The sequence below is a fragment of the Sutcliffiella tianshenii genome, from assembly GCF_016908565.1.
Lineage (GTDB): Bacteria > Bacillota > Bacilli > Bacillales > Bacillaceae_I > Sutcliffiella_A > Sutcliffiella_A tianshenii.
In genome coordinates this window covers 297,621-320,413 of record NZ_JAFBED010000003.1, presented here as the reverse complement: position 1 = coordinate 320,413, position 22,793 = coordinate 297,621, and the positions used below count along the sequence as shown (strand labels likewise).

At 45.6% G+C, this 22,793-nt stretch carries 21 protein-coding genes; 15 read left to right on the top strand and 6 right to left on the bottom strand.

Translation table 11 applies throughout. The features are described 5' to 3' along the window. The first annotated feature begins 204 nt into the window (after positions 1-204). Entirely contained in the window at positions 205-1,314 is a 1,110-nt protein-coding gene (locus tag JOC95_RS08535; RefSeq protein ID WP_204415162.1) for a PLL family lectin, read from the top strand. Between the two features lie 54 nt (positions 1,315-1,368). Here JOC95_RS08535 and JOC95_RS08530 read toward each other — a convergent pair whose 3' ends face one another. After that, entirely contained in the window at positions 1,369-2,499 is a 1,131-nt protein-coding gene (locus tag JOC95_RS08530) for a M14 family metallopeptidase (protein ID WP_204415160.1), read from the bottom strand. 201 nt (positions 2,500-2,700) lie between these two features. Between JOC95_RS08530 and JOC95_RS08525 the strand changes: the two genes are divergently transcribed. From JOC95_RS08525 to JOC95_RS08490, 9 genes are all read left to right on the top strand, one after another. Then, positions 2,701-3,378, top strand: a complete 678-nt coding sequence (locus tag JOC95_RS08525; protein WP_204415158.1) for a GntR family transcriptional regulator — start codon at positions 2,701-2,703, stop codon at positions 3,376-3,378. Positions 3,379-3,399: 21 nt separating this feature from the next. Next, a complete protein-coding gene (locus JOC95_RS08520) occupies positions 3,400-4,011 on the top strand; it encodes a sterol desaturase family protein (protein WP_338083071.1) in 612 nt (203 codons plus the stop codon). Between the two features lie 421 nt (positions 4,012-4,432). After that, the gene (locus JOC95_RS08515; protein WP_204415156.1) at positions 4,433-6,364 is read left to right on the top strand and encodes an endonuclease MutS2; all 1,932 of its coding nucleotides are present in this window, start codon (positions 4,433-4,435) and stop codon (positions 6,362-6,364) included. A 154-nt stretch (positions 6,365-6,518) separates the two neighbouring features. Then, positions 6,519-6,650 (top strand): hypothetical protein, encoded by a 132-nt coding sequence (locus JOC95_RS21525; protein WP_275580532.1) that lies wholly within the window; start codon positions 6,519-6,521, stop codon positions 6,648-6,650. Positions 6,651-6,971: 321 nt separating this feature from the next. Continuing rightward, positions 6,972-7,697, top strand: a complete 726-nt coding sequence (locus JOC95_RS08510) for a hypothetical protein (RefSeq protein WP_204415154.1) — start codon at positions 6,972-6,974, stop codon at positions 7,695-7,697. Further along, a complete protein-coding gene (locus JOC95_RS08505) occupies positions 7,690-8,424 on the top strand; it encodes a hypothetical protein (protein WP_204415153.1) in 735 nt (244 codons plus the stop codon). Before JOC95_RS08510 ends, JOC95_RS08505 begins: the two co-directional genes overlap by 8 nt. Positions 8,425-8,699: 275 nt before the next feature. After that, a complete protein-coding gene (locus JOC95_RS08500) occupies positions 8,700-11,576 on the top strand; it encodes a 2-oxoglutarate dehydrogenase E1 component (protein WP_204415152.1) in 2,877 nt (958 codons plus the stop codon). Beyond that, positions 11,573-12,865, top strand: coding sequence for a 2-oxoglutarate dehydrogenase complex dihydrolipoyllysine-residue succinyltransferase (odhB, locus tag JOC95_RS08495; RefSeq protein WP_204415151.1), 1,293 nt, complete (start codon positions 11,573-11,575; stop codon positions 12,863-12,865). Before JOC95_RS08500 ends, odhB begins: the two co-directional genes overlap by 4 nt. A gap of 168 nt (positions 12,866-13,033) precedes the next feature. Beyond that, a complete protein-coding gene (locus JOC95_RS08490; RefSeq protein ID WP_204415150.1) occupies positions 13,034-13,666 on the top strand; it encodes a DUF4352 domain-containing protein in 633 nt (210 codons plus the stop codon). A 38-nt stretch (positions 13,667-13,704) separates the two neighbouring features. On the opposite strand, the gene JOC95_RS08485 is transcribed toward JOC95_RS08490, so the two are convergent. Then, a complete protein-coding gene (locus JOC95_RS08485) occupies positions 13,705-13,890 on the bottom strand; it encodes a hypothetical protein (protein WP_204415149.1) in 186 nt (61 codons plus the stop codon). Positions 13,891-14,032: 142 nt separating this feature from the next. Between JOC95_RS08485 and JOC95_RS08480 the strand changes: the two genes are divergently transcribed. Next, positions 14,033-15,034 (top strand): Gfo/Idh/MocA family protein, encoded by a 1,002-nt coding sequence (locus JOC95_RS08480; RefSeq protein WP_204415147.1) that lies wholly within the window; start codon positions 14,033-14,035, stop codon positions 15,032-15,034. Between the two features lie 51 nt (positions 15,035-15,085). On the opposite strand, the gene JOC95_RS08475 is transcribed toward JOC95_RS08480, so the two are convergent. Continuing rightward, on the bottom strand, positions 15,086-15,481 hold the full coding sequence (locus JOC95_RS08475) for an SET domain-containing protein (protein WP_204415145.1): 396 nt from the start codon (positions 15,479-15,481) through the stop codon (positions 15,086-15,088). Between the two features lie 196 nt (positions 15,482-15,677). Here JOC95_RS08475 and JOC95_RS08470 point away from each other — a divergent pair, with 196 nt between their 5' ends. Beyond that, the gene (locus JOC95_RS08470; protein WP_204415534.1) at positions 15,678-16,121 is read left to right on the top strand and encodes a VOC family protein; all 444 of its coding nucleotides are present in this window, start codon (positions 15,678-15,680) and stop codon (positions 16,119-16,121) included. Between the two features lie 51 nt (positions 16,122-16,172). On the opposite strand, the gene JOC95_RS08465 is transcribed toward JOC95_RS08470, so the two are convergent. Then, positions 16,173-16,505 carry a hypothetical protein gene (locus tag JOC95_RS08465; protein ID WP_204415139.1) on the bottom strand — a complete coding sequence of 111 codons (333 nt, stop codon included), beginning with the start codon at positions 16,503-16,505 and terminating at the stop codon, positions 16,173-16,175. Positions 16,506-16,539: 34 nt separating this feature from the next. Then, entirely contained in the window at positions 16,540-16,809 is a 270-nt protein-coding gene (rpsN, locus tag JOC95_RS08460; protein WP_204415138.1) for a 30S ribosomal protein S14, read from the bottom strand. Between the two features lie 211 nt (positions 16,810-17,020). Here rpsN and pssA point away from each other — a divergent pair, with 211 nt between their 5' ends. The 3 genes from pssA (at position 17,021) to JOC95_RS08445 (ending at position 20,761) form a co-directional block, all read left to right on the top strand. Then, positions 17,021-17,728 carry a CDP-diacylglycerol--serine O-phosphatidyltransferase gene (gene pssA / locus JOC95_RS08455; protein WP_204415136.1) on the top strand — a complete coding sequence of 236 codons (708 nt, stop codon included), beginning with the start codon at positions 17,021-17,023 and terminating at the stop codon, positions 17,726-17,728. Positions 17,729-18,692: 964 nt separating this feature from the next. Then, positions 18,693-19,064 carry a MerR family transcriptional regulator gene (locus JOC95_RS08450; RefSeq protein ID WP_204415135.1) on the top strand — a complete coding sequence of 124 codons (372 nt, stop codon included), beginning with the start codon at positions 18,693-18,695 and terminating at the stop codon, positions 19,062-19,064. A gap of 5 nt (positions 19,065-19,069) precedes the next feature. Continuing rightward, positions 19,070-20,761: an acyl-CoA dehydrogenase family protein gene (locus JOC95_RS08445; RefSeq protein WP_204415134.1), complete on the top strand. Its 1,692-nt coding sequence runs from the start codon at positions 19,070-19,072 to the stop codon at positions 20,759-20,761. 68 nt (positions 20,762-20,829) lie between these two features. On the opposite strand, the gene JOC95_RS08440 is transcribed toward JOC95_RS08445, so the two are convergent. Beyond that, positions 20,830-22,266 (bottom strand): carbon starvation CstA family protein, encoded by a 1,437-nt coding sequence (locus JOC95_RS08440; protein WP_204415133.1) that lies wholly within the window; start codon positions 22,264-22,266, stop codon positions 20,830-20,832. Positions 22,267-22,793 lie beyond the last annotated feature (527 nt).

The window sequence follows — 22,793 nt, the reverse complement described above, 5'->3', positions numbered from 1 at the left end:
CAAGAGTAATTATATTGCCATACTATTAAGTGAGTATATGGAAGCTGTAAAGATTGTTTACAGGGGAGTGACAGGGTTGTTACGGATTATTGCAGAGTGATAGAGAATGCGAGGCTTTAAGCTTGATAGATAAAATAGACACGCACCTCCACCCATAACCCTCGCATACGCTATTAGGCAAACAACTATGGGGAGGTTATCACTTTGTACTTTCCACAAAATCAAAATCAATTTTTTCAACATGGTCCTGTAGATTACCGCAACAATCTTTCGAACGAACGGCTTATTTATTATTATCCGCGTCCAAGACGTCCTTTCTACTACCCTTATTATCCATACCCTTACTATCCGGCACCTTATTACTACCCTTATTATCCATATTATCCAAGACCGTATTATCGCAACCAGGAAGAAGCGTTGGTTGGGGAAGTAACCCAGTCTGATATGCGCGCAAGCTGGCGGGAGTGGGAGGATCTTGGGGCACCGCTTAGAGGATTCAGAGGGTCACCGGCCGTATCGTCCTGGGCGCCAAATCGCCTCGACACATTTGTCCGCGGCGAGAGCAACCGGATGTTCCATAAATGGTGGGATGGCAGACGTTGGAGCAGATGGGAGGATCTTGGTGCCCCTAGAGGCGGCTTAAGAAGTTCCCCTGGCGCCGTATCATGGGGGCCGAACCGGATCGACACCTTTGTCCAAGGCCAGAACGATGGCATGTGGCATAAGTGGTGGGACGGCAGAAGCTGGAGTCAATGGGAAGACCTAGGTTCTCCGCGGGGCGGCTTCAAGGGATCACCGGCAGTTGCTTCCTGGCAGGAAAATCGCCTGGATTGCTTTGTCCAGGGGATGGATAACAACCTCTGGCATAAATGGTGGGACGGCAGAAGCTGGAGTCAGTGGGAAAACCTTGGATCTCCGCGCAGCGGCCTAGGTGGATCTCCTGGTGCAGTATCCTGGGGACCAAACCGAATTGACGTCTTTGCCATTTGCAACAACAACCGCCTCTGGCATAAATGGTGGGACGGCAGAAGCTGGAGCAGATGGGAAAACCTCGGCACCCCGCGCGGCGGCTTGGATGGTGCACCTGCTGTAGCATCCTGGGCGCAAAACAGGCTTGATGTCTTCCTTAAGGGCAGAGACGACCGCATGTGGCAGATTTTCTGGAACGGCAGACGTTGGAGTGAGTGGGTAAACCTTGGAGCACCACGTGGCGGGGTCCAATCCTCACCGGCAGCAGTTTCATGGGACCGAAACCGAATCGACACCTTTGTCCGAGGTGGCAACAACAGGCTTTGGCATAAGTGGTTCGCCTAATATTTTCATAGAAAAGCACCTGCATTTTCCGAAAGGGGAGCAGGTGCTTTTTCATTAGTTCATTATCTTTTCCGCTTTTAATACTGCTTTCATCGCAAGTCTCGCTTCATTCAACACGGATTGGCGCCATTCTTCATCTTCGGGATAGAACATCTTCTGGAACTCACTCCTGATCCACCTGATGTCTTCCTCCTTCTCGGCGCCTTCCCAATATAGATGATTTTCTAAAATGATGGTGGTGAATTCACGCAATTCGGCTTTGATTCCCTCGCCGAAGGTACCGAATTCGAAAAGCGCAGAGAATAGATGGGTCTCGGGATACTCTTCATTTTTGAGTTTATGAAAATGGTTGGTTGAGTCGCCTTTTACCTTTTCAGGTGTGAAGGTTTGAATGTTTTCTAATGGGAAAAGTGATTTTAACTCCTCTTCATTACGGGGGTCAAGCTCGGATACCAACATCGTTACTTCATTGGTTGGGCCAAGCGCCGTGTGCCAGTCCATATGTATGACCCGTTGATAGGCGGATAATAGCTTCCTTTGTATCGATTTAAGGAAGCAAGTCGATTCTTCCTCTTTGCTTCCACCGTAATAGACCCCTCTTTCAAACTTGAACTGTCCCATGCCTTTGGCTTCTTTCATCGCACTATAACTTGCCTTTGCCGCGCCTTCTGCAAGCCGGGCATATAAAGTCGCCTTCTCTTCCTTTACGTCCATTATTTTTCCATTGGGGAGAAATAACTCCTTTTCCTGTGCATATGTTTGATTCACGTCTTTTGGAACCGTATCCGGGTCATATAAATAATTCCGGTTCAGGTCGACATTATTTTCCGTCACCCGTCTGAAATGTCTCATCCCCCAAGGATTCAATGCGTGAATCATACATATGCCTGTTGTATCGGGATCGATGGAGTCAAGATACTCATCCACAAACAGATGGATGACAGCAGCTCCTGCATACCCTTCGATGCCATGTTCCCCTGAAGTGAAAAATAGCACTTGCCTGTTGTCCGTCAGTGCTTCTGAATAGATCATGTCGACAGTATTATCTTGTTCCTCTCCGATTTTGTGGCTTGTCAGTACCGCTTTTGGCCAATTCTCCTTTATCTTTGCCAGGTGCCCCCGGAAGGCAATGCGGGCTTCCTCATAACTGTTTTTAAAATATCTATCCTTTTCCATAGTAGTCATCAACCTTTCTCGTATTTCTTTGCTTGTTTATTAAGCTTCCCTTTCAAGTTGAGGGAGAAACGTTTTGATTATGAATCGTAAAATGAGTTTAGAAAATAAACAAGGGGTTTATTTTCTGAAAATTGTTGCATTTATCAAAGTGTATTGCGTAAACTGGTAATACCAGATGAAATATTGGTAATACCAGTTTGGGGTGTAGGGATGAGAGCAACTGATAAAATAGAGAAATTATTCATTCGTAAAGTGCTAAGGCAGGAGTATCTACCAGGAACCCAGATCCCCTCCGAAAGGGAAATGGCCGCAGAGTATGAGGTGGGAAGACCGGTGATCCGGGAGGTCCTGCAGCGCCTCGAGCGGGATGGTTGGCTGACGATCAGGAGCGGGCAGAGGGCGGTTGTCAATGATTATTGGAAAGAAGGCAACCTGATGACCATTGTGCATCTGCTTGCCGAGGAGGAGAGCATTCCTGACGAATTTATTGTGCACCTTCTGGAATTAAGAAAAAGCATTTCGCCTGCTTATGTGAAGGATGCGGTCATCCACAAACCTCTATCCGTGGTAAGCCTGCTGAAAGAAAGCGAAATGGTGCCAGATGAGGCGGCTGCGTTTGCCGAATACGATTGGCTTTTGCAGAGGGGCCTTGCTGCTGCATCGCCAAATCCTATCTATCTACTAATATTGAACAGTTTCGGAGACCTGTATGTGAAAATGGCGACTCACTATTTTTACGAAGCCTCATACCGGGAAGCATCTCGCTCCTATTACCGGGAGTTGATGGAGGCCAGTCTTTCCGATGATGGAATTCAGGCAGAGTTCTTGGTGAATGAGATGATGGAGAAAAGCATTCAAATGTGGAAAGCGCAGACGAAGGTTAAATAAAGTGACGGGGAGTGGGCATTAGTGAAAGGATTATATAGGGATTTCTTTTTATTTCCGGATATAACGATATTGATAGGATTGATTGCGCTGAGTGCATCCCTTCAGCTATGGCACGGATTGACCTTGTGGGCTGTCGCCTGCATGTTGCTTGGCCTCCTTGTCTTCATGTTCAGCGAGTACATGACCCACCGGTTCGTTTTTCACCTGAAGCCGCCTAAGAGTCCATTTTTATTGAAAATGCTGAGGCGTCTGCATTATGACCACCATACAGATCCGAACGACCTGCATCTTCTGTTCTTGCCGCTATGGTACAGTCTGCCGAACTTATCAGTGCTTGCCGGCATCTTTTATCTGATCTCAGGAGATATATGGCTGACCCTTGCGTTTGCAACAGGATTGATGACAATGCTGTTCCTATATGAATGGAAGCATTATGTTGCACACCGTCCGATCAAGCCGAAGTCAAGGTTCGGAAAATGGGTCAAGAAGACGCACATCCTCCATCATTTTAAAAACGAAAACTTTTGGTATGGGGTATCGACTCCTTTTGTTGATGTCCTATTTGGCACCTTGAAGGATGAAAAAGAGGTCGAGACGAGTAAAACGGCGAAGGATCTGGAAAAAAGGGCATGAATAACAGTGGAGCGGGGCGTGACATTCCCCGCTTTATCCTATATAATGGAACTATTCCAACTGCAAAGGAGTTTATTTTATGGAAGGGTACGTTCTTAACTAACGTAATTTGATACGTGCGTGTAGAAAAAAACGCTGGTTCGGCTAAAGGTCGGGCTCTGTTTGAGTACGTTTTTTTCTCGCGAAAAGGTTAAGAACACGGGTTTGCGCCTGCTCCATAAAATGATAGTTGAGATAAGTGAACAGGTATATTCCTGCCTGTCACCATTTACGATAAAAAACTACCATTCAAAACGCAAAGAACGAGTGTTGTTCTCTGCGTTTTTTTATATGCAAAAAATAAGGTGAAGACTTTGTTCCGCCTTTTCCTCGCACGTATCAGCTTGTATCAAGAGGATTAAATCTTAGGAGGAAAAAAACATTGAATAGCACAACCATTCAAGCATTACAATTCACAGATTTGAAAAAAGAGGTAGGATCCTACTGCATCTCGGAACCTGGGAAAGAGGCCATAACATCACTTGAGCCATCTACGCATAAGAAGCGTATAGACGCGTGGCTCCATGAAGTATCAGAAGCAAAAAAGATTCTTGAAATTAGCGCAAGCGTGCCGATCCACGGCCTTCACGGCATCCAATACATCTTGAAAAATCTTCATAAGGGTGTGCCCTGCCGTCCCGATCAGCTCATGGGGCTATACGAGTTCCTGGAATGCATCGAGAAGCTGAGACGCTTTATGAAGGATAAGGAATATGTGGCACCGACCATCACTTCCTATGTCTACTCGATTTCTGAGCTGGAGCATATTGCGGCTGAAATCATCCGCTGTATCCGTAACGGGAGGGTGGATGACTATGCGAGCAAGGAGCTTTTAAAGATCCGTAAGCAGATTGCAACCTTGGAAGAGAGGATCAAGCAGCGTGTCGAGCAGCTTGCCAAGTCGGCAAAATACAGTAAATATATGCAGGAGAACCTTGTCAGCATCCGTAATGGCAGATATGTCATCCCGGTGAAAAAGGAGTACAAAAACAACATCAAGGGAGCGGTGTTGGATGTTTCCGCATCCGGCTCCACCGTCTATATCGAGCCTGAGGAAGTAAGTGTCATTCAGGATTCCATCAACCTGCTCAAGTTCCAGGAGGAGGCAGAGGAAGAAAAGATCCTTTTTGTACTGACAGGACTCGTCGAGGAGCATGAACACGAAATTAAAATTGCAATGGATATGATGGTAAGCTACGACCTGATTTTTGCCAAGGCGAAGTATAGCATGGCGATCAATGGGATAGCGCCGCAGATGAATGAGCATCATCTGATCCGGTTGAAGGGGGCGCGCCATCCATTATTGGGTAAGAATGCTGTGCCTTTGAATCTGGTAATCGGTGAGGATTTCGACGCGCTTGTCATCACGGGTCCGAATACGGGAGGAAAAACGGTGACCATCAAGACGGTCGGGCTTCTCACCATGATGGCGCAATGTGGCATGCATATCCCGGCAGAAGCAGGCAGCGAAATCGCCATTTTCCAAAAGATCCTCGTCGATATCGGGGACGGCCAGAGTATTGAACAGTCACTTAGCACCTTCTCCTCGCGAATCAAAAATATTATCGACATTCTCGCACAAAGCACGCCGCAGACCTTGGTGCTGCTTGATGAACTTGGTTCAGGAACCGACCCGGCAGAAGGGATGGGGCTTGCGACTTCCATTTTGGAAGAGCTCTTCAACAAAGGAACAACCATGCTTGCGACGACGCATTACAGCGAAATTAAGGAATTTGCCAATGCCCAGGAAGGCTTCATGAACGGTTCGATGGAATTTGATGTGGAAACACTGAAGCCGACCTATCGCCTGATTGTCGGTGAAGGCGGGGCCAGCCAGGCATTTGCCATCGCGCTTCGTCTCGGGATGCATCCAAAGCTGATTGAGCGCGCACATGAAATCACGTATAAGGAAAAGCGCGATTACACGGGGGCCACCGACAAACCGTTGCATGAATTGAACAGGCAGCTCGCGATGAACAAGAAATATATCCACAAGCAAAAGCATGCCCCTGTGGAAAAAAGTGCCCGGGAGATCGTCTTTAAAATGGGGGATAACGTGAAGATTCCTTCGATCGGCGAGTTCGGGATTGTCTATAAACCGGCAGATGAAAAAGGAAATGTAGTGGTGCAGGTAAAAGGCGAAATGCAGACCTTCAATCACAAGCGTCTGACCCTCTACATCAAGGCAGAGGAGCTTTACGAGGAAGGCTATGACTTTGATATCATCTTCGAATCCAAGGAAAACCGCAAGCTCCGCAGCCAGATGAATAAGCGGCATATTGATGAGGTCATTTTGGAGGACGGGGAGAAGTAAAGGCTTTTACTAGTTTATGAAAAAATGTAAACCTCCCGTTAACGTCTGTAAGAGTTATGTTAATATTTTGAAAATTATCCTCTGTGTGACCGATTTTTTTGTATGATAGTCCTGTAGTACAAATCATGCAAGCAACCCAAGGAGGCAATCTAAGATGAAAAAAGGTTTAATCGCTTTATTATCTTCACTTATGTTACTAGGACTTGCAACTGGCTGCAGCAACGATGAAATGAACAACAATAACGACGGAACGGAAACAAATTCAGAGGAAACAAACGAAGAATAAGAAAAAGTTGGCCGCTGATCAGGGATTGGCGGCTTTTTATATGGATTTTGAGTGCAGGAAAAACGTTTATGCACAAAAATTTCGATTTATGCACAATTCTCCCATGGTTATGCACAAAAAATAGAATTTACGCTTAAAAATCTAGAAATGCGCTCAAAAACAATCCACTTATGCACAATTCGCATCCTTCGCACAAAATTCCTCGATAAAACCACCTCCCCGCACCCCTGCTAAGCCAACCATGAAAAATCCCAATCTTTTGGACATAAGCTACCATAAATCTGGTAAAATGTAGAAAGATATATACTAGGGGGAGCAACCATGGAGTTTAACTTGAACATTCATTTAAATGGATTGGAAATGATTTTCGTCCTTCTCGGCTGGGGAATTGTATTCTTTTTCTTTTACCGCATCTACAAAAATCAGGAGAAGGACATCCGGCCGAAGCTCTGGAAAGGGATATTGGCTATTATCATCGGATTATTTGCTTTTACTTTTCCGCTGACATTCTTTCAACCTCCGATTTCCATCGCCATCTTACCGCTTGGTGTTTGGATTCTCTACGCCCTTAGAAAGGGGAAATGGGAAGTTTACCGGAAATATGCGTGGCTAGGGTTTGGAGCGAACTATATCCTGCTGGCTACAACGCTCATCGGTATCTTTTTTCATGGAATAATCTACCCGAAGGATCAGGCGGCTACATTCATCAGTGAGGCGGAAAATGCGAGCCTGCATATCATCCACCCATCAGCCCAGAAGGCGGATTTAAACCATGAAGCTTTTGAACAAGCTTTGGATATTATGCAGAAAAGTAAGATTGATAGTCACAGATTGTATAATTCCATTGTATTGAAAGAAGAGAAAGTGGAGAGGTTCCCATACATACTTTCAGGAACAAAATCTCAGATTGGCAGCGGTTTGAATACGCAAGTTTACGTCGAGAGGGATGGCAAAGGGGTGCTGATCACATCGGACAACCAAAGGCAGTACTATTTCCGTTCTGAGCAATCCTTTCTGAAGATGGAAGGGGGCGGGACAGATGAATAAAAAAGTAGTATTTCTTATCGGGCTTCTTCTAGCGGGAGCGGTCATCCTGGCGGCTGTCTTCTACCTCCAAACGCCGAAAGCTTTTCTTACGGAAGAAGAAATCATGGATGAGCTTTACCTCACAAATTCAACAGCAAGGGTGAAGGAAATACAGGATATCGTTCCTCTTGATGATAGGAGCTTTTTCGTACCTTTCATCCTCGAAGGTGACCGCTATGCTTCAAGCATCTGGATGTGGCTTGGTGGCAAGTGGGAAAATGTTTCGGTGACCACTTCCTCTGGACCGATTTCCTGGACGAGTAAGGATGGGACAGAAACCTTTTTCACTTGGAATGTCGACCCGCAAGACAAGGTGGAATATTTTCAGTTCTATCTATTATCGGAAAGGTACTTCCAGGTGACCAATGTGAATGCAAATGATAGGATTGAAATATACTTGCCGAAAATTCAGATGGCACATCGGGTTCCAGTTGATGAAACATCTTACGGCGCCGTCCCGATCCCAGAGGAATGGGCTGGAATCATGGAATCTTTTAATGATGTGAATGACTTTCATGGATGGTTTATGGATTATCAATCCCATCAAACTTATTTTGCCTGGCAGGCATTCAACGAGATGGACGAAAAGATTCGCCTGGAAAAAACCTATGGGGATGGGGGCGGCGGGTATTCTACCGGAAGCTACACAGAGCCACTCCTATTCATTAATGAAGGCGACCTAGAATAATATTCTGGCACTTTTCCCAGAACGAGGAAAAGTGCTTTTTACTTGTCTAAATAGATTCATTGTCGAAAAGCGCATTAAACCAATGTTTCTGATGGCACGATTCGACAATCTTCGTAGTTATTTCTACCTATTTTCCAGTTAATCATACTTTTTTTAGGGTAATAGAATGTAAACGGTTTAATAAGTTACAGTTATGATGTAATATAGTACGTATAGAGTTATTATTCTGATATATTAGCTAGCAGTAACAGGCAATAATAATGGAGGCATGTCTGATGAGTAATCAAGACCGTGCGCATATTTGGGAGCGCTTCTACGGGCCGAATATGGGCTATATTTATGAAGAGTATGACAAGTATCAGGAGGATCCGGAATCAGTAGACGATACGATTCGGAAATTGTTCGATGAAATGGGTCCCCCGCCGGAAATGGATTTTGGTGTGCAAGCGGAGGCGTCTTCGTCCCCTAAGAATGCTGCACCTAGCCAAGCTCCACAATCGGCGATCAAAAAAGTCATTGCTGCAACAAAGCTTTTAAGGAATATTCGTACATTAGGCCACCTGGCTGCAAATATTAGTCCGATCCAGTTTGAAGAAAAGCATCCGGCAGGATTCCTCGACGTGGAAACATACGGCCTGAGCAAGGAAGATCTCTTGCAGATTCCGATTGACCTCATTTGGGAGGATGCCCCGGAAGCGATATCCAATGGATGGGAAGCATATGAACATTTAAAACGCATCTATACAAATACAATCGCTTACGAATTCGGTCATATCCATGATGAAGAGGAACAGAATTGGCTGAATAGCTATATCGAGAAGTCCCGCATCCATCAGCCGATGTCCAAAGAGGAGCGCATCGAATTGTTCGAGCGTTTGATGCATGTAGACGGATTCGAGAAGTTTTTGCACAAAACCTTCGTCGGTCAGAAACGCTTTTCTATCGAAGGTTTGGATATGCTGGTACCGATGCTCGACAAGCTGGTGCAATCCGGTTGTGAGGAAGGTACGAAAAATATCAGCATCGGAATGGCGCATCGCGGCCGTCTGAACGTTCTTGCTCATGTACTTGGAAAACCGTATGAGCTGATTTTCTCTGAATTCCATCATTCCCCGAACAAGGAACTCGTTCCTTCAGAAGGTTCACGTGGGATCAACTTCGGCTGGTCCGGGGATGTAAAGTATCATCTTGGGGCAGACCGCAATATCAAAGGCGATAAGGAAAATGTGATCAGCATTCATCTTGCACACAATCCGAGTCACCTGGAATTTGTCGACCCTGTTGTACAGGGTTCTGCACGTGCCTTGCAGGAAGATCGCAGTGAAAAGGGCTATCCGAAGCTGGATGAACAATCGGCTTTCAGCGTCTTGATCCATGGTGATGCAGCTTTCCCTGGAGAAGGGGTAGTGGCGGAAACCTTAAACCTGATGAAGCTCCGAGGCTATGCGACCGGTGGAGCGATCCATATTATCGCGAATAACCTGCTAGGCTTTACAACTAACTATCAGGATTCCCGTTCGACCAAATATGCGAGTGACCTTGCAAAAGGCTACGAGATCCCGGTTATCCACGTCAATGCGGATGATCCGGAAAGCTGCCTGGCTGTGATGTATTTTGCCTACCAGTATCGTAAAAAGTTCAATAAGGATATCGTGATCGACCTTGTCGGTTACCGCCGTTTCGGCCATAACGAAATGGATGATCCGAACGTGACTCAGCCGTATCTTTATGAAAAAATCAACAATCATCCGACCATTGCTGAGAAATATGCGAAAGAACTCGTTTCCCGCGGTATTTTGACAGAAGAAGATACAACAAGCAAAAAGTCCGAGATGATGAAAAAGTTCCAAGAGACTTTTGATCAATTAAAAGAAAAAGAAAATAAAGAAGAAGTGACCAAACATGTACCGGTCAAGATCGTTGAACATGTACCTGAAATGGAGACTGCAGTTTCCGTTGATCTTCTTCGTTCCATTAATGAAAACCTTGCAAAATGGCCTTCCCACTTTAAGGTGTATCCGAAGCTTGGACGTATCCTTAAAAAGAGGGAGAGTCTGTTGAGCGAGGAAGGAAAAGTAGACTGGTCACTAGGGGAAACGCTTGCCTTTGCTAGCATCCTTGCAGACGGCACACCGATCCGTTTGACAGGTCAGGATAGCGAGCGTGGAACATTTGCCCACCGCCATCTTGTATTGCATGATCACCAGACGGCAGAAAGATATGTGCCTCTGCACAATATCCCGGAGGCGAAAGCTTCGTTCTCCATCTACAACAGTCCGTTGTCTGAAACTGCGGTACTCGGCTTTGATTATGGATATAGTGTGCAATCACCGGAATCCCTAGTCATCTGGGAAGCCCAATTCGGAGACTTCGTAAACGTAGCACAGGTAATCATCGACCAGTTCATCGCTGCAGGCCGTGCAAAATGGGGCCAAAAATCAAGCCTTGTGATGCTATTGCCTCATGGCTATGAAGGTCAAGGACCGGAGCACTCGAGCGGTCGCGTGGAGCGTTTCTTGAATTCAGCTGCAGAGAACAACTGGATTGTGGCAAACGTAACAAGTGCAGCCCAGTATTTCCACCTTTTAAGAAGACAGGCGCTTCTCACCAAAACGGAGGATGCACGTCCTTTGATCGTGATGACGCCGAAGAGCTTGCTGCGTAATTCCATGACAGTTTCCAATAGCTCCGAACTGAGCGAAGGCTCATTCAAGCTTTTAGTGGAGCAGGAAGGAACCGGGCAGGAAAAGTCCAAGGTTACCCGTCTTGTTCTTTGTACAGGAAAAGTATCCATCGACCTTGCAAGCAAACTGACGGAGCTGTCAGATGAAGACGTCGAAAACCTTCATATAGTCAGAGTGGAGCAGCTGTATCCATTCCCGAAAAAGGAAGTGGAAGAGCTGGTTGCCGAGTATCCGAACCTGAAAGAAATCGTTTGGGTACAGGAAGAGCCGAAAAACATGGGCGCTTGGCCTGTGGTAAAAGCACCATTGCATGAGATCGCTTCAAGTGGACTGGCTGTTGAATATATTGGACGTCCAAAGCGTTCCAGTCCTTCAACCGGGGAGCCACATATTCATAAACAAGAGCAAGCTGGAATTGTACAAGCTGCATTAAATGTTAGCAAAGGGCATGGAGGGGAATTCATATGATCGAAGTTAAAGTACCTGAATTAGCGGAATCCATTACAGAAGGAACAATTGCAGAGTGGACGAAAAGTGTCGGCGAGTCCATCGAAAAGGGCGAGACGATCGCAGAGCTTGAAACCGACAAAGTAAACGTTGAAATTAAAAGTGAGCACAGTGGTGTCATCAAGGAATTTCTTTTTGAACCAGGTGACAACGTAGAGGTTGGCCAGGTTATCGCAGTGCTTGGTGATACTGGCGAGGCAGGCGGATCTGCACCGGCAGAAGAGCCTGCAGCGGCTGCTCCAGTTGCAGAAGCATCGAAAGAAGAAAAAGCGGAAGAGCCAAAGCAGGAAGTACCTGCTGCCAAAGCTCCTGAAGCGGAAAAGAAGTCTGTGGCAACCCGCACAGCTGTTGCATCTCCTGCTGCCCGCAAAAAAGCGCGTGAGCTTGGAATCGACCTGAACGAAGTAAGCTACCGTGATCCAATGGGCCGCGTACGCGTAGAAGATGTCGAGGCGCATCAGGCTTCCGCTGAAAAGAAAAAGAGCGAGCCAGCACCTGCAGCTCCTTCTAAAGCAGCGGCAGCACCGAAAGCTGTGGTACAGGATGACCGTATCGAGCGCGTGAAAATGTCCCGCCGTCGTCAAACGATTGCAAAGCGCTTAGTTGAAGCACAACACACTGCAGCGATGCTCACTACCTTCAATGAAGTGGATATGACAGCAGTCATGGACGTGCGTAACCGCCGTAAGGATGCTTTCTTCAAAAAGAATGGCGTTAAGCTTGGGTTCATGTCCTTCTTTACAAAAGCTGTAATCGGGGCACTGAAGTCCTTCCCATTATTGAATGCGGAAATCCAGGGCGACGAGATCCTGATGAAGAAGTTCTATGATATCGGTGTGGCAGTTTCCACCGAGGAAGGACTGGTTGTTCCAGTTGTCCGTGATGCAGACAAACTAAGCTTTGCCGGCATCGAGAAAGAAATCGGTGAGCTTGGTAAAAAAGCGCGTGACAACCAATTGGCACTGAAAGACCTTCAAGGCGGAACATTCACCATCACAAATGGCGGAATCTTTGGTTCCCTGTATTCCACTCCAATCCTGAACACACCACAGGTTGGTATCCTTGGCATGCACACCATCCAACGCCGCCCTGTTGTAGTGGACGATAAAGACACAGTGGAAGTAAGACCAATGATGTACATCGCCCTTTCCTATGACCACCGCATCGTCGATGGTAAGGATGCTGTACAATTCCTGGTAAAAGTGAAACAGTTGCTAGAAGATCCGGAAGACTTGTTGTTGGAAGGCTGATCTAGAGATATTTGAAGAGAACCGCTGTCCCGAGGAGGGGCAGCGGTTTTTATATGGCAATAATCACCACCAGAAAAGAAAATTGTCACAATACTACCAATTTACCGACAAAATAAGTATAATCAATAGTAGAAGAGAGACACATACGACCAAGGGGGAACTAAAGAGATGAAGAAATTAGTAGTTTTGTCGATGACTGCGATGCTGGCAGCGTCCATGATGGCTTGTTCAAATGATAATAGTGCGACAGATACAAAGGAGCCTTCACAGCAGACCGAAAGTCCGAAGAGTCCGAGCAAGCAGACAGATCCTGATTGGATTACACCTGTTGGGGAAACCATTTCCACTGAAGGCGGGGACTTTACCTTCCATACGAGGAACGATCAGGTGGAACCGGTGGAGGCTGGATCCTTGACCCTTGATTTTGACCAGGTTGCAGGAATCAGCGGCGTGCTTTCTCCGGAATTTGCCGAGCATGTTGGACAGAATAAGCTTGAATACATTCAAGTGGATATCCAAGTGACGAACACTTCCAAAGATCCTATTAATTTTGATGCATATCAGGCTACATTGATTACTAGTACAGGAGAAGAAATTGCAGCTCCGAACCCGAAATTGGGAGAACTTCCTGAGGGTAAATTTGCCGGGGAAGAAAAGAAGCAGGCTTCTGTTTTCTATGTGCTGGAAAAATCAAAGGCTGAAGATGTCGAATGGGTTCGTCTCGTCATGAAAGCCCCTACCAATGAAAGCAATGAAAAAGTCGGGGAAGACCTTGATATCAAGGTGGAACTGAAGGGTTGATAGATAGTAAGGCACAAAAACCTTGAGAGTACGTCTTCTCAAGGTTTTTGTGTGTCGTCTTTTTCGATGGGGATCCCCATCTCTACTTTTTTCATTTCAATTTCCAATCTTAAATATTCCAGCTCAACTTTTTTCTCCTGCAGCTCATAGCTTTTCTTTTTATCATAGCCGTAATAGATGAGAGATAGCGCAACAATCACAGTAATATAAAACCATAAATCCATTTCTTGCACCTCCATTACCACTTTATACGTATGACACGTCAATTGGTTCCCCTCTTTTTTACTATTTAAAAGATAGAAGGAAACATATTACGGCAACCGTGGTATAGTTAAGATGATAGATACATAGAAGGGAATGAATCGGATGATCAGAGTTGCCTTGCTAAGTAAATGGCATGTGCATGCAGCGGAATATGCAGAGCATGCACAGGGAAATGAGCATATTGAAATCACGCATGTATGGGATGAAAAAGAAGAGAGAGGCAGAGAATGGGCAGCCGAGCTTGGTGTGGAGTTTGTCCAGGATATCGAGTCCATTTTTAAAAATCCTGATATTGATGCAGTCATTGTCGATACGCCAACTAGCATGCATCGGGATGTTATTATCAGAGCTGCTGAGAGCGGTAAACATATCTTTACGGAAAAAGTGCTGGCAATCACGGTCGAAGATGCAGAAGCCATATTGGATGCAGTTGAAAAGAATGGTGTGAAGCTGATGGTTTCCTTACCACGTCTAACGGCGGACTATTATCTCTATGCGCAGAGAGTGGTGGATGAAGGCTTACTGGGCAAGCTGACGACGATCCGATGCAGGGTGGCGCACAATGGTGCGGTACCTTATGAAAATAGGCCACATGGCTGGCTGCCAAAGCATTTTTATAACATGGAGGAATGTGGTGGCGGGGCATTTATCGACCTGGGAGCCCATCCGATCTATCTCACGAACCGTCTTGGAGGTCAGGCAACTGCCGTCACAGCAAGGCTTCAACATACACTTGGATACGAGGTGGATGACAATGCGGTTGCCATTGTCGAATATGTATCAGGTGCCATGGGTATTCTTGAAACGGGCTTTGTTGCAAATGGAAGCCCATTCCAAATCCAGCTGTATGGTACTGCGGGGACACTTCTGATAGAAGATGACAAAATCCGTATTTTCAGCAGCCTGATGGAAGAAGGCTGGCATGAGGTGAAAGACCTGCCTGCTCCACAGATCATGCCTATGGACCAATGGGTCGAGGAGATTCGCACAGGCGAAACACCTAACATCACACACCAGGATGGATTCAACCTTACCCTCATCAACCACGCGGCAAGACTTTCCCATGATCAGGGAAGAAGAGTGGAAATCAAAGAATTGGTTTAATGAGTAAAAAAACCACCAAATGGGGTCTGACCCCTTTGGTGGTTTTTCACTTTATTCTTCCTCTTCGCCGTCTTCTTTATTGAACCAGAGCGGGTCCATCTGGTCCACGTCCCCATTGTAGTTGATAAGGATCTCTTCGCCCGCTTTTATATCCTTGTATGCGTAAAAGTCAAAGGTATGTTCGTCGAAGTTGATCTCGTATCTGGCATTCGGTTCATACGAGTGGTTAAAAAGCATTCCGTATCCAAGAAGGATGGCAGAATGGTTCACTCCATATTCAAACGCATAGTCCGCAAGAGTCGTCTTTTCAATATGCTGATGTTCTTCATTCAAATAGGAAATTACAGGTGCTGCGTGGAACATTACGCCTTCTTTTATATCCTGGGTTGCAAAGACCCCTCTATTAAATTCCCCATCGCTAATTGGGGATTTTTTTACCTCGATCATAGTTATCACCTTCGCCATTCATTTATAGTAAAATAGTCAACCTCTTAAGCGTGCCATTTTTTAGTAAAGAAAGCAACAAGTTAAGTTCTTCCAGATGTTTAATAGGGAAAATGAAGGCTTTGAAAGTGGCTTTTAAAGGAAATCGACTGTTTCTGTCGAATGCAATCATATACTAAATATGAAAGGGATGGCAATGATGAACAGAATAAACCTGATCGCACTTGGCGTAAAAGATATTGCGGCATCGCTCAAATTTTACCGCGAGATCGGCTTTGAAGCTTCCGTAAGAGGACCAGAGGAGGCGCCGGTAATCGTGTTTTTCAAGAATCAGGGGACGAAGCTGGAGCTTTATCCGTTGGAGCTGCTGGCCAAGGATATCAATGAGGAAAATCCACCGGCACTTTCAACAGGCGGCTTCCCGGGCATCACGCTTGCCTATAATGCCAAGAGCGAAGAAGAAGTGGACGGGATCTTCCACCGGGTTAAAGAGGTTGAGGCAGAGATTGCAAAAGCACCGAAGAAAACGGATTGGGGAGGCTATAGTGGCTACTTCCGGGACCCGGACGGCTATTATTGGGAAGTGGCCTATGGCGCAGACTGGAAGTTTGACGAGAATGATATGCTGATAATAGAGGATTGAATGTATCTAGGAGAAAAACGGACAGGTATTTAAATCCTGAGCCGTTTTTTTTTAGAGAAAGGTAAGGAAATTTTTGTTTTGAAAATGACTCTGATTATATTCAAGCCAAACAGCTGATTTCATCTTTCTGTCCACTTCCCCTTGCAGCTCCGCATCGATGGCAAGCATATACTGTCTCGCTTCCTCAACCGTCATGTTGAACTTTGCTGCAGCCTGTTGATAGGGGTGTTGGAGGGTAAGCAGATTAAAATATTGTTCAGCGGTTTCAGCCTGATTCACATATGCCAATTCAATTTCTTCAATAAAAGAATGGAATATGCGTTTTTCTTCGGAAAGTGACCTCTGTGCCATTTTCATTAAAAAGCTGTACTTGCCTTCATACAATTCCAGTCACCTCATCTCAAAATCCATCACTTGTTTACCAGCTTGCTTTTTTCACTCCTGGTATCTGCCCCTTATGTGCATACTCTCTAAATGCTATGCGCGACATTTTGAATTTACGCAAGTATCCTCGAGGACGACCCGTAACTTCACATCTATTGTTCAAGCGGGTAGGGGAGGAATCACGCGGCAGCTTTCTTAAACCTTCCACGTCTCCTTTGGCAATCAGCTCCCGGCGAAGATCTGCATATTTTTCGACTAGTTGCTGTCTCTTTCTCTCTTTAACTACTTTGGATTTTTTGGCCATGATAAGAACTCTCCTTTTATCTTTTTTTGAAAATAGGAATCATTACGTTTTATTTAAACATACTAATTTTTTTGTTGCAACATTTTTTAGTTCATAAATAAAATTCATCCATTAATTAGGATGGAATGATATAATTAGCTGAAGGTGACTATAAACAGAGAAGTTTTTTAGAATCATTTACATAGGAAATTTACGTTGACGGAGTGATTACATGCAGATGCGCACACGATTTATTAAAGGCATTCCCAACATGTTCACGCTTGGGAATTTATTTTGTGGATTTTTATCGATAGGTTTTGCAGCTAATGCACAATACAGCAACGCAGCTATATTAATACTGATCGGGATGATGCTTGACAGTATGGATGGAAGGCTTGCCCGCATGCTAAAAGCGGATAGCAATCTCGGAAAAGAATTGGATTCCCTTGCGGATGTTGTGACATTCGGAGTAGCGCCATCATTTTTGGTCTATTATACATACTTCTATCAGTTCGGCTTACTTGGACTTGCCATTGCAGGACTATTCCCATTGTTCGGCGCGTACCGTTTAGCGCGTTTCAATGTGAGCCCACCGAATTCTTCAGGTAAATATTTTACGGGAGTCCCAATCACAGCAGCTGGTGGAATCATGGCGCTGCTCACTCTGTTCGGGAACTTTATTCCGCAGATCGTGACAACCGTCATTTTCACAGCACTATGCTTTTTGATGGTAAGCCGCCTGAAGATTCCAAGCTTCAAGGAAGTGCCACTACCGAAATACGGCACGATTGTCACCTTGTTCCTTGGATGCTTGCTGTTTATCATCTACCAGGGTACGTATCAGCAATACCCATATCTGATCTATATCGCGATTCCTTTATATATTGCCTACCTTGCTTACCGTTTTGTAAAAGGGAAGAACAAGAAGGAAATCGATTAAGTAAAAGAGAGTCTGGTCCGACAAATGTCGGTACCGGATTTTTTTGTGTCAAAGATTATTTTGACTGCTTTTTCCTACCTTGGAGCCAAAGGGAATCTACTATGTAGAAAGGGAATCGAAGAAACATAGCGCCGGAATGATACCTTCGCTCTTCACCAAATCAGGTGGGGAGAGAATCAAAACGCCGGAATGATACCTTCGCTTCCCACGAAATCAGGTGGGGAGGGAATCAAAACACCAGAATGATACCCTCGCTCCTCGCCAAACCAGGTAGGGAGGGAATCAAAACGCCGGAATGATACCCTCGCTCCCCACGAAATCAGGTGGGGAGGGAATCAAAACGCCGGAATGATACCTTCGCTCTTCACCAAATCAGGTGGGGAGGGAATCAAAACACACCAGAATGATACCCTCGCTCCTCGCCAAACCAGGTAGGTAGGGAATCAAAACGCCGGAATGATACCCTCGCTCCCCACGAAATCAGGTAGGGAGGGAATCAAAACGCCGGAATGATACCCTCGCTCCTCGCCAAACTAAGTAGAGAGGTAATCAAAACACCAGAATGATACCCTCGCTCCTCGCCAAACCAGGTAGGGAGGTAATCAAAACACCAGAATGATACCCTGGCTCCTCGCCAAACCAGGTAGGGAGGGAATCAAAACGCCGGAATGATACCTTCGCTCCCCACGAAATCAGGTGGGGAGGGAATCAAAACACACCAGAATGATACCCTCGCTCAGCCTATGAATAAGTAGTAAAGATACCAACAACAGCCCACAGTTAAGAGAATCCTACTTAAAAGGAAATCATCCAAACCCATCACTTACCACCAATAAGCCGCTCCTGTAAACCTTTGTTTGTATGTATTTCATAAACATCAAATTAAAATCCCTTGAACTTCACGTTAACGTAAATGGTAATATGGAAATATATCTAAATTTTCAAACAAAGAGGGTTTTGCAGAATGTTCACGATCACCCAACTGGCAAAGGAATTTCAGGTGTCGACCCGTACCATCCGCTATTATGAAGAGTTAGGCCTCATCAAGCCGGAAAGAACAGATGGAAATCAGCGGTTTTTTTCAAAAAGGGAGCATGCAAGGCTCAAACTGATCATCCGGGGCAAAAGGTTCGGCTTTCAGCTTGATGAGATCAAGGAGATGGTGGTGCTGTTCGACGAGGACCGTACAGGGGAAAAGCAACTCGAGAAAACGATTGAGTATGGAACGAGAAAAGTGGAGGAAGTGGAAAATCGCATCCGGGAGCTGACTGAATTGAAAGAGGAAATGCAGCGAATGCTTAAGGATTTTACGGAGAAATTGGAGAAGGGGAGATGAGGAGGATGGAAAATAAACGCAATTTTTTCACGGAGGATAAGCACTTGCAGGCAGTGCTTCAAAAGTATCTGGAGCCTTCCTTTTATCAATGGGCACAAGGGGAATTGACAGAGTTTGGGGAGAGCTGTGCCGGTGAGATTGACGAAAGGGCGGTGCATACTGACCGGGAAGGGCAGCCAAAGCTCATCAAATACAATCGGATGGGAGAGGACATTTCTGAAGTCTGGGTCAATGAAGGGTACAAAAAGACAGTAGAAGAAACCTATAACAGGGGAATTGTCGGCTTTGTCCATAAGGAGATCCCGGCGCTTGGCAAGTCAGGGAACTACCTCTATTCCTATGCACAGGGCTATCTTTTGTCACAATCCGAGCCTGGTTTCTATTGTCCTGTTACTTTGACGATGGCAACCGCGTACTTGCTTGAGCATTATGCGGACGAGGAAGTGAAGGAGAGATTCCTGAAACATGTCATTTCAACAGGGGAAGTGGATCTCTATGAAGGGGCAACCTTCCTTACAGAGCGGCAGGGTGGCTCGGATGTGGGGGCAAATGAGACGAAGGCTGTTCTTCACGAGAGTGGTCATTACCTTCTGCATGGGGAGAAATATTTTGCCTCAAATGCGGGACAGTGCGGGGTAGCCATGGTGCTTGCAAGAATGGAAGGGGCACCGGCGGGGACGAAGGGGCTAAGCCTGTTTGCCGTCCCTTGGCGAAAAGAGGGTGGATCTTTGAATGGAATCCAGATCCGCAGGCTGAAGGACAAACTTGGCGTCAGGGCAGTTCCATCGGCTGAAGTGGTGTTTGAAGGAGCAGAGGCGTATCTCGTGGGGGAACCTTCAAAGGGCATCTATTACATGATGGAAGCATTGAATTTATCGCGGGTATGCAATGCGGTCGCATCCATCGGAATCATGAGAAGGGCTTATGTGGAAGCGAGGGAGTATGCAGGAAACCGCCATACCTTTGGAGATCACTTGATCAATTTCCCGATGATCCGGGAGTCGCTGGTCAAGATGGCTGTAAAATTGGAGGTCGAAACAAGCGCGCTGTTTGAGCTGATTGCCTTGTTTGACCGGGTCATGAGGAAGGAAGGTAAAGTCTCGGAGAAGGATGTGGCACTGAACAGGCTCCTCATTGCCCTTTTGAAAAAGGAGACAGCAGAGCAGGCCGTCCATTATTCCCATGAAGCAATCGAGATGCATGGCGGGAATGGGTTCATCGAGGACTTTGTCACACCAAGGCTGCTCAGGGATGCGCAGGTGTTGACAGTATGGGAGGGGACGGCCAATATACTCGGCTTGGAAGTCTTGCGTCTCATGAATAAGTACCAGGTGCAACGTCTATTTGTAGAGGAAATGCGCACAAGGCTATCCAACCTTGGAAATGTCTCTATAGGCCTGAGGGAGCCTGTGGAGTCCGCGATTTCCACCTTGGTCGAGCTCTGTGATTATGTAGCAAGCTGCACCAGTGATCTTCAAACCTTCCATTCCAAAAAGATCGGCAACTTGATGGTGAAGATTTTTGAAAGTGTCGTTGCGTTGGAGGGTGCAGATTCAGGGGACGCGCGCGAGGGAGTCAAAGCGGAGATTTTCCTGGAGCAGACATGGCAGGAGTTCACATGGATTGACCGTCATAATAAAACACTGAAGCATTTTGACACGATTGTTAATTGGGAGAAAAAAGGGCTGGAGGTTTAATCACTTCACACAAAAAAACCTTCCGAAATAGCGGAAGGTTTTTTGATATATACAACGTTAAAGAATCATTAAGCCGCCTTATTAGCTGCTTTTGCTAGGTTTGCATGACGGTGAATGAATATTTGTCTTACATACCAGCCAAGAACAACTGCTGTTAGTGAAAAACCAATCATCACGGATAGCTTGTAGCTTAAGTGCAATCCTTCTGGAGCGTAGAAAATATACGTGCAAACGACCCCGGTCATGAACAAGGCAGGGACACCGCAGATCCAGTGTAATTTCTTGTTTTTCAACAGATACATCGTTGCAGTCCAAAGCATCACGGTTGCAACCACCTGGTTTGTCCATCCGACATAGCGCCAGAGGAAGGTGTAATCGATGGTAGCAAGGAACAGTGCCGGAGCAGCAACTGATAAGGTCACGATCAGGACCTTCACTTTTCCTTCCATGTTAAAAAACTTGGATAAGCCTTCCGTCAAAATCATACGGGATGACCTTAAGGCCGTATCCCCGGTTGTGATAGGCAGGATGATGACACCAAGAATGGCCAGGATCCCCCCAAGTGTTCCAAGAAGGGAAATGGAAATCTCATTGACAACATACGATGGGCCACCTTGCGCGAGTGCTTCCTGCAAGCCGCCCGTCCCATTGAAGAATGTCATACCGGCTGCAGCCCAGACAAGGGCGATGATACCTTCGATCACCATTGCACCGTAAAAGATTTTACGTCCATGGGACTCCCTTTTCATAGTACACGCCACGATTGGGCTCTGGGTACAGTGAAATCCGGAAATGGCACCGCAGGAGATAGTGACCATCAATAAAGGCCAGATTGGCAATTCCTGTGGATGCAAATTAGTTAAGGTCAGGTTAGGGATAGGGTTGTCCTGAAAAAGTAGCGAAACACCGATTGCCACCGCCATGAAAAGTAGGATTCCCCCAAGCAATGGGTATATTTTTCCGATGATGCGGTTGATCGGCAACAGAGTCGCGAGTAGAAAATAGCCGAAAATAATCAATAATGCCACGGTAAAGCTGAGTGGTGTCAGCTGGGCAATCAACTGTGCCGGACCAGCCGTGAAGGCAGCGGCAACAAGTACACTCAGTACAAGGGAAACAACGGTTATCAGGGATTTTACTGTATTCCCCAAATAACGGCCAACAATGGAAGGGTATTGTGCCCCGCCATGTCGCATAGAAAGCATACCGGAGAAATAATCATGGACTGCACCTGCAAAAATAGTACCGATCACAATCCAGATGAAGGCGACAGGTCCATACAAAGCACCCATGACAGCCCCGTAGATCGGGCCAAGACCTGCGATGTTCAAGAGCTGAATCATATTGCCCCGCCACCAGTTCATTGGGACAAAATCGAAATTATCGCGCTTTGTATAAGCAGGCGTACGATTGCTGTCGTCGATAACAAAAACCCGTTCCACAAATTTAGAATAAACGGCATATCCTGCAATCAATAAAAGTAGTGCTCCGAAAAAAGTAATCATGCTGTTCCCCTCCTGTTGTCGAATGTTTTAGAATTATGAAACATTTTAACATGATTAACAAGGAAAACAACAGATTTTTCTGAAAAATTTAATTTTTATTATAATCCTCCGGAAAATATATTATTGGTTAAATGTGGGATTATAGGGGCTTTATTGATTTAGGGTACGTTTTCATCTACAATAAAGGTTGTTATTTTTATGCAAGGTTATTAATAATAGAATGATTCGAGAGTGATATAGTTTGAAGGAACTTTCTTTATTTAAGGACAAATCTAATATATACCTAATGATTATGTCATTAGGTGGAATCGGGATATTTATTATACATATTAACTTCACATCAGAGATCATATTTTTGAATTTCCCTCTGTTCTTTTTGCTAGTTGGAGCACTTCTATTACTCCTTCATTTTACAATTATCCTTCCGCCAAAAGGGAATTCTCTATGTATGGATTCCTCTATTTACCTTGCTTCCCTATTTATTTTAGGTCTGGAAATTACACTTTGTTTATTATTCACCAGTAGTT

What these genes read in the sequence shown, in the direction of transcription:
- JOC95_RS08530 (WP_204415160.1), bottom strand. Translation starts at nt 2,499, where the DNA reads ATGACTACTATGGAAAAGGATAGATATTTTAAAAACAGTTATGAGGAA.
- JOC95_RS08525 (WP_204415158.1), top strand. Translation starts at nt 2,701, where the DNA reads ATGAGAGCAACTGATAAAATAGAGAAATTATTCATTCGTAAAGTGCTA.
- JOC95_RS21525 (WP_275580532.1), top strand. Translation starts at nt 6,519, where the DNA reads ATGAAAAAAGGTTTAATCGCTTTATTATCTTCACTTATGTTACTAGGA.
- JOC95_RS08510 (WP_204415154.1), top strand. Translation starts at nt 6,972, where the DNA reads ATGGAGTTTAACTTGAACATTCATTTAAATGGATTGGAAATGATTTTC.
- JOC95_RS08505 (WP_204415153.1), top strand. Translation starts at nt 7,690, where the DNA reads ATGAATAAAAAAGTAGTATTTCTTATCGGGCTTCTTCTAGCGGGAGCG.
- JOC95_RS08500 (WP_204415152.1), top strand. Translation starts at nt 8,700, where the DNA reads ATGAGTAATCAAGACCGTGCGCATATTTGGGAGCGCTTCTACGGGCCG.
- odhB (WP_204415151.1), top strand. Translation starts at nt 11,573, where the DNA reads ATGATCGAAGTTAAAGTACCTGAATTAGCGGAATCCATTACAGAAGGA.
- JOC95_RS08490 (WP_204415150.1), top strand. Translation starts at nt 13,034, where the DNA reads ATGAAGAAATTAGTAGTTTTGTCGATGACTGCGATGCTGGCAGCGTCC.
- JOC95_RS08485 (WP_204415149.1), bottom strand. Translation starts at nt 13,890, where the DNA reads ATGGATTTATGGTTTTATATTACTGTGATTGTTGCGCTATCTCTCATC.
- JOC95_RS08480 (WP_204415147.1), top strand. Translation starts at nt 14,033, where the DNA reads ATGATCAGAGTTGCCTTGCTAAGTAAATGGCATGTGCATGCAGCGGAA.
- JOC95_RS08475 (WP_204415145.1), bottom strand. Translation starts at nt 15,481, where the DNA reads ATGATCGAGGTAAAAAAATCCCCAATTAGCGATGGGGAATTTAATAGA.
- JOC95_RS08470 (WP_204415534.1), top strand. Translation starts at nt 15,678, where the DNA reads ATGAACAGAATAAACCTGATCGCACTTGGCGTAAAAGATATTGCGGCA.
- rpsN (WP_204415138.1), bottom strand. Translation starts at nt 16,809, where the DNA reads ATGGCCAAAAAATCCAAAGTAGTTAAAGAGAGAAAGAGACAGCAACTA.
- pssA (WP_204415136.1), top strand. Translation starts at nt 17,021, where the DNA reads ATGCAGATGCGCACACGATTTATTAAAGGCATTCCCAACATGTTCACG.
- JOC95_RS08450 (WP_204415135.1), top strand. Translation starts at nt 18,693, where the DNA reads ATGTTCACGATCACCCAACTGGCAAAGGAATTTCAGGTGTCGACCCGT.
- JOC95_RS08445 (WP_204415134.1), top strand. Translation starts at nt 19,070, where the DNA reads ATGGAAAATAAACGCAATTTTTTCACGGAGGATAAGCACTTGCAGGCA.
- JOC95_RS08440 (WP_204415133.1), bottom strand. Translation starts at nt 22,266, where the DNA reads ATGATTACTTTTTTCGGAGCACTACTTTTATTGATTGCAGGATATGCC.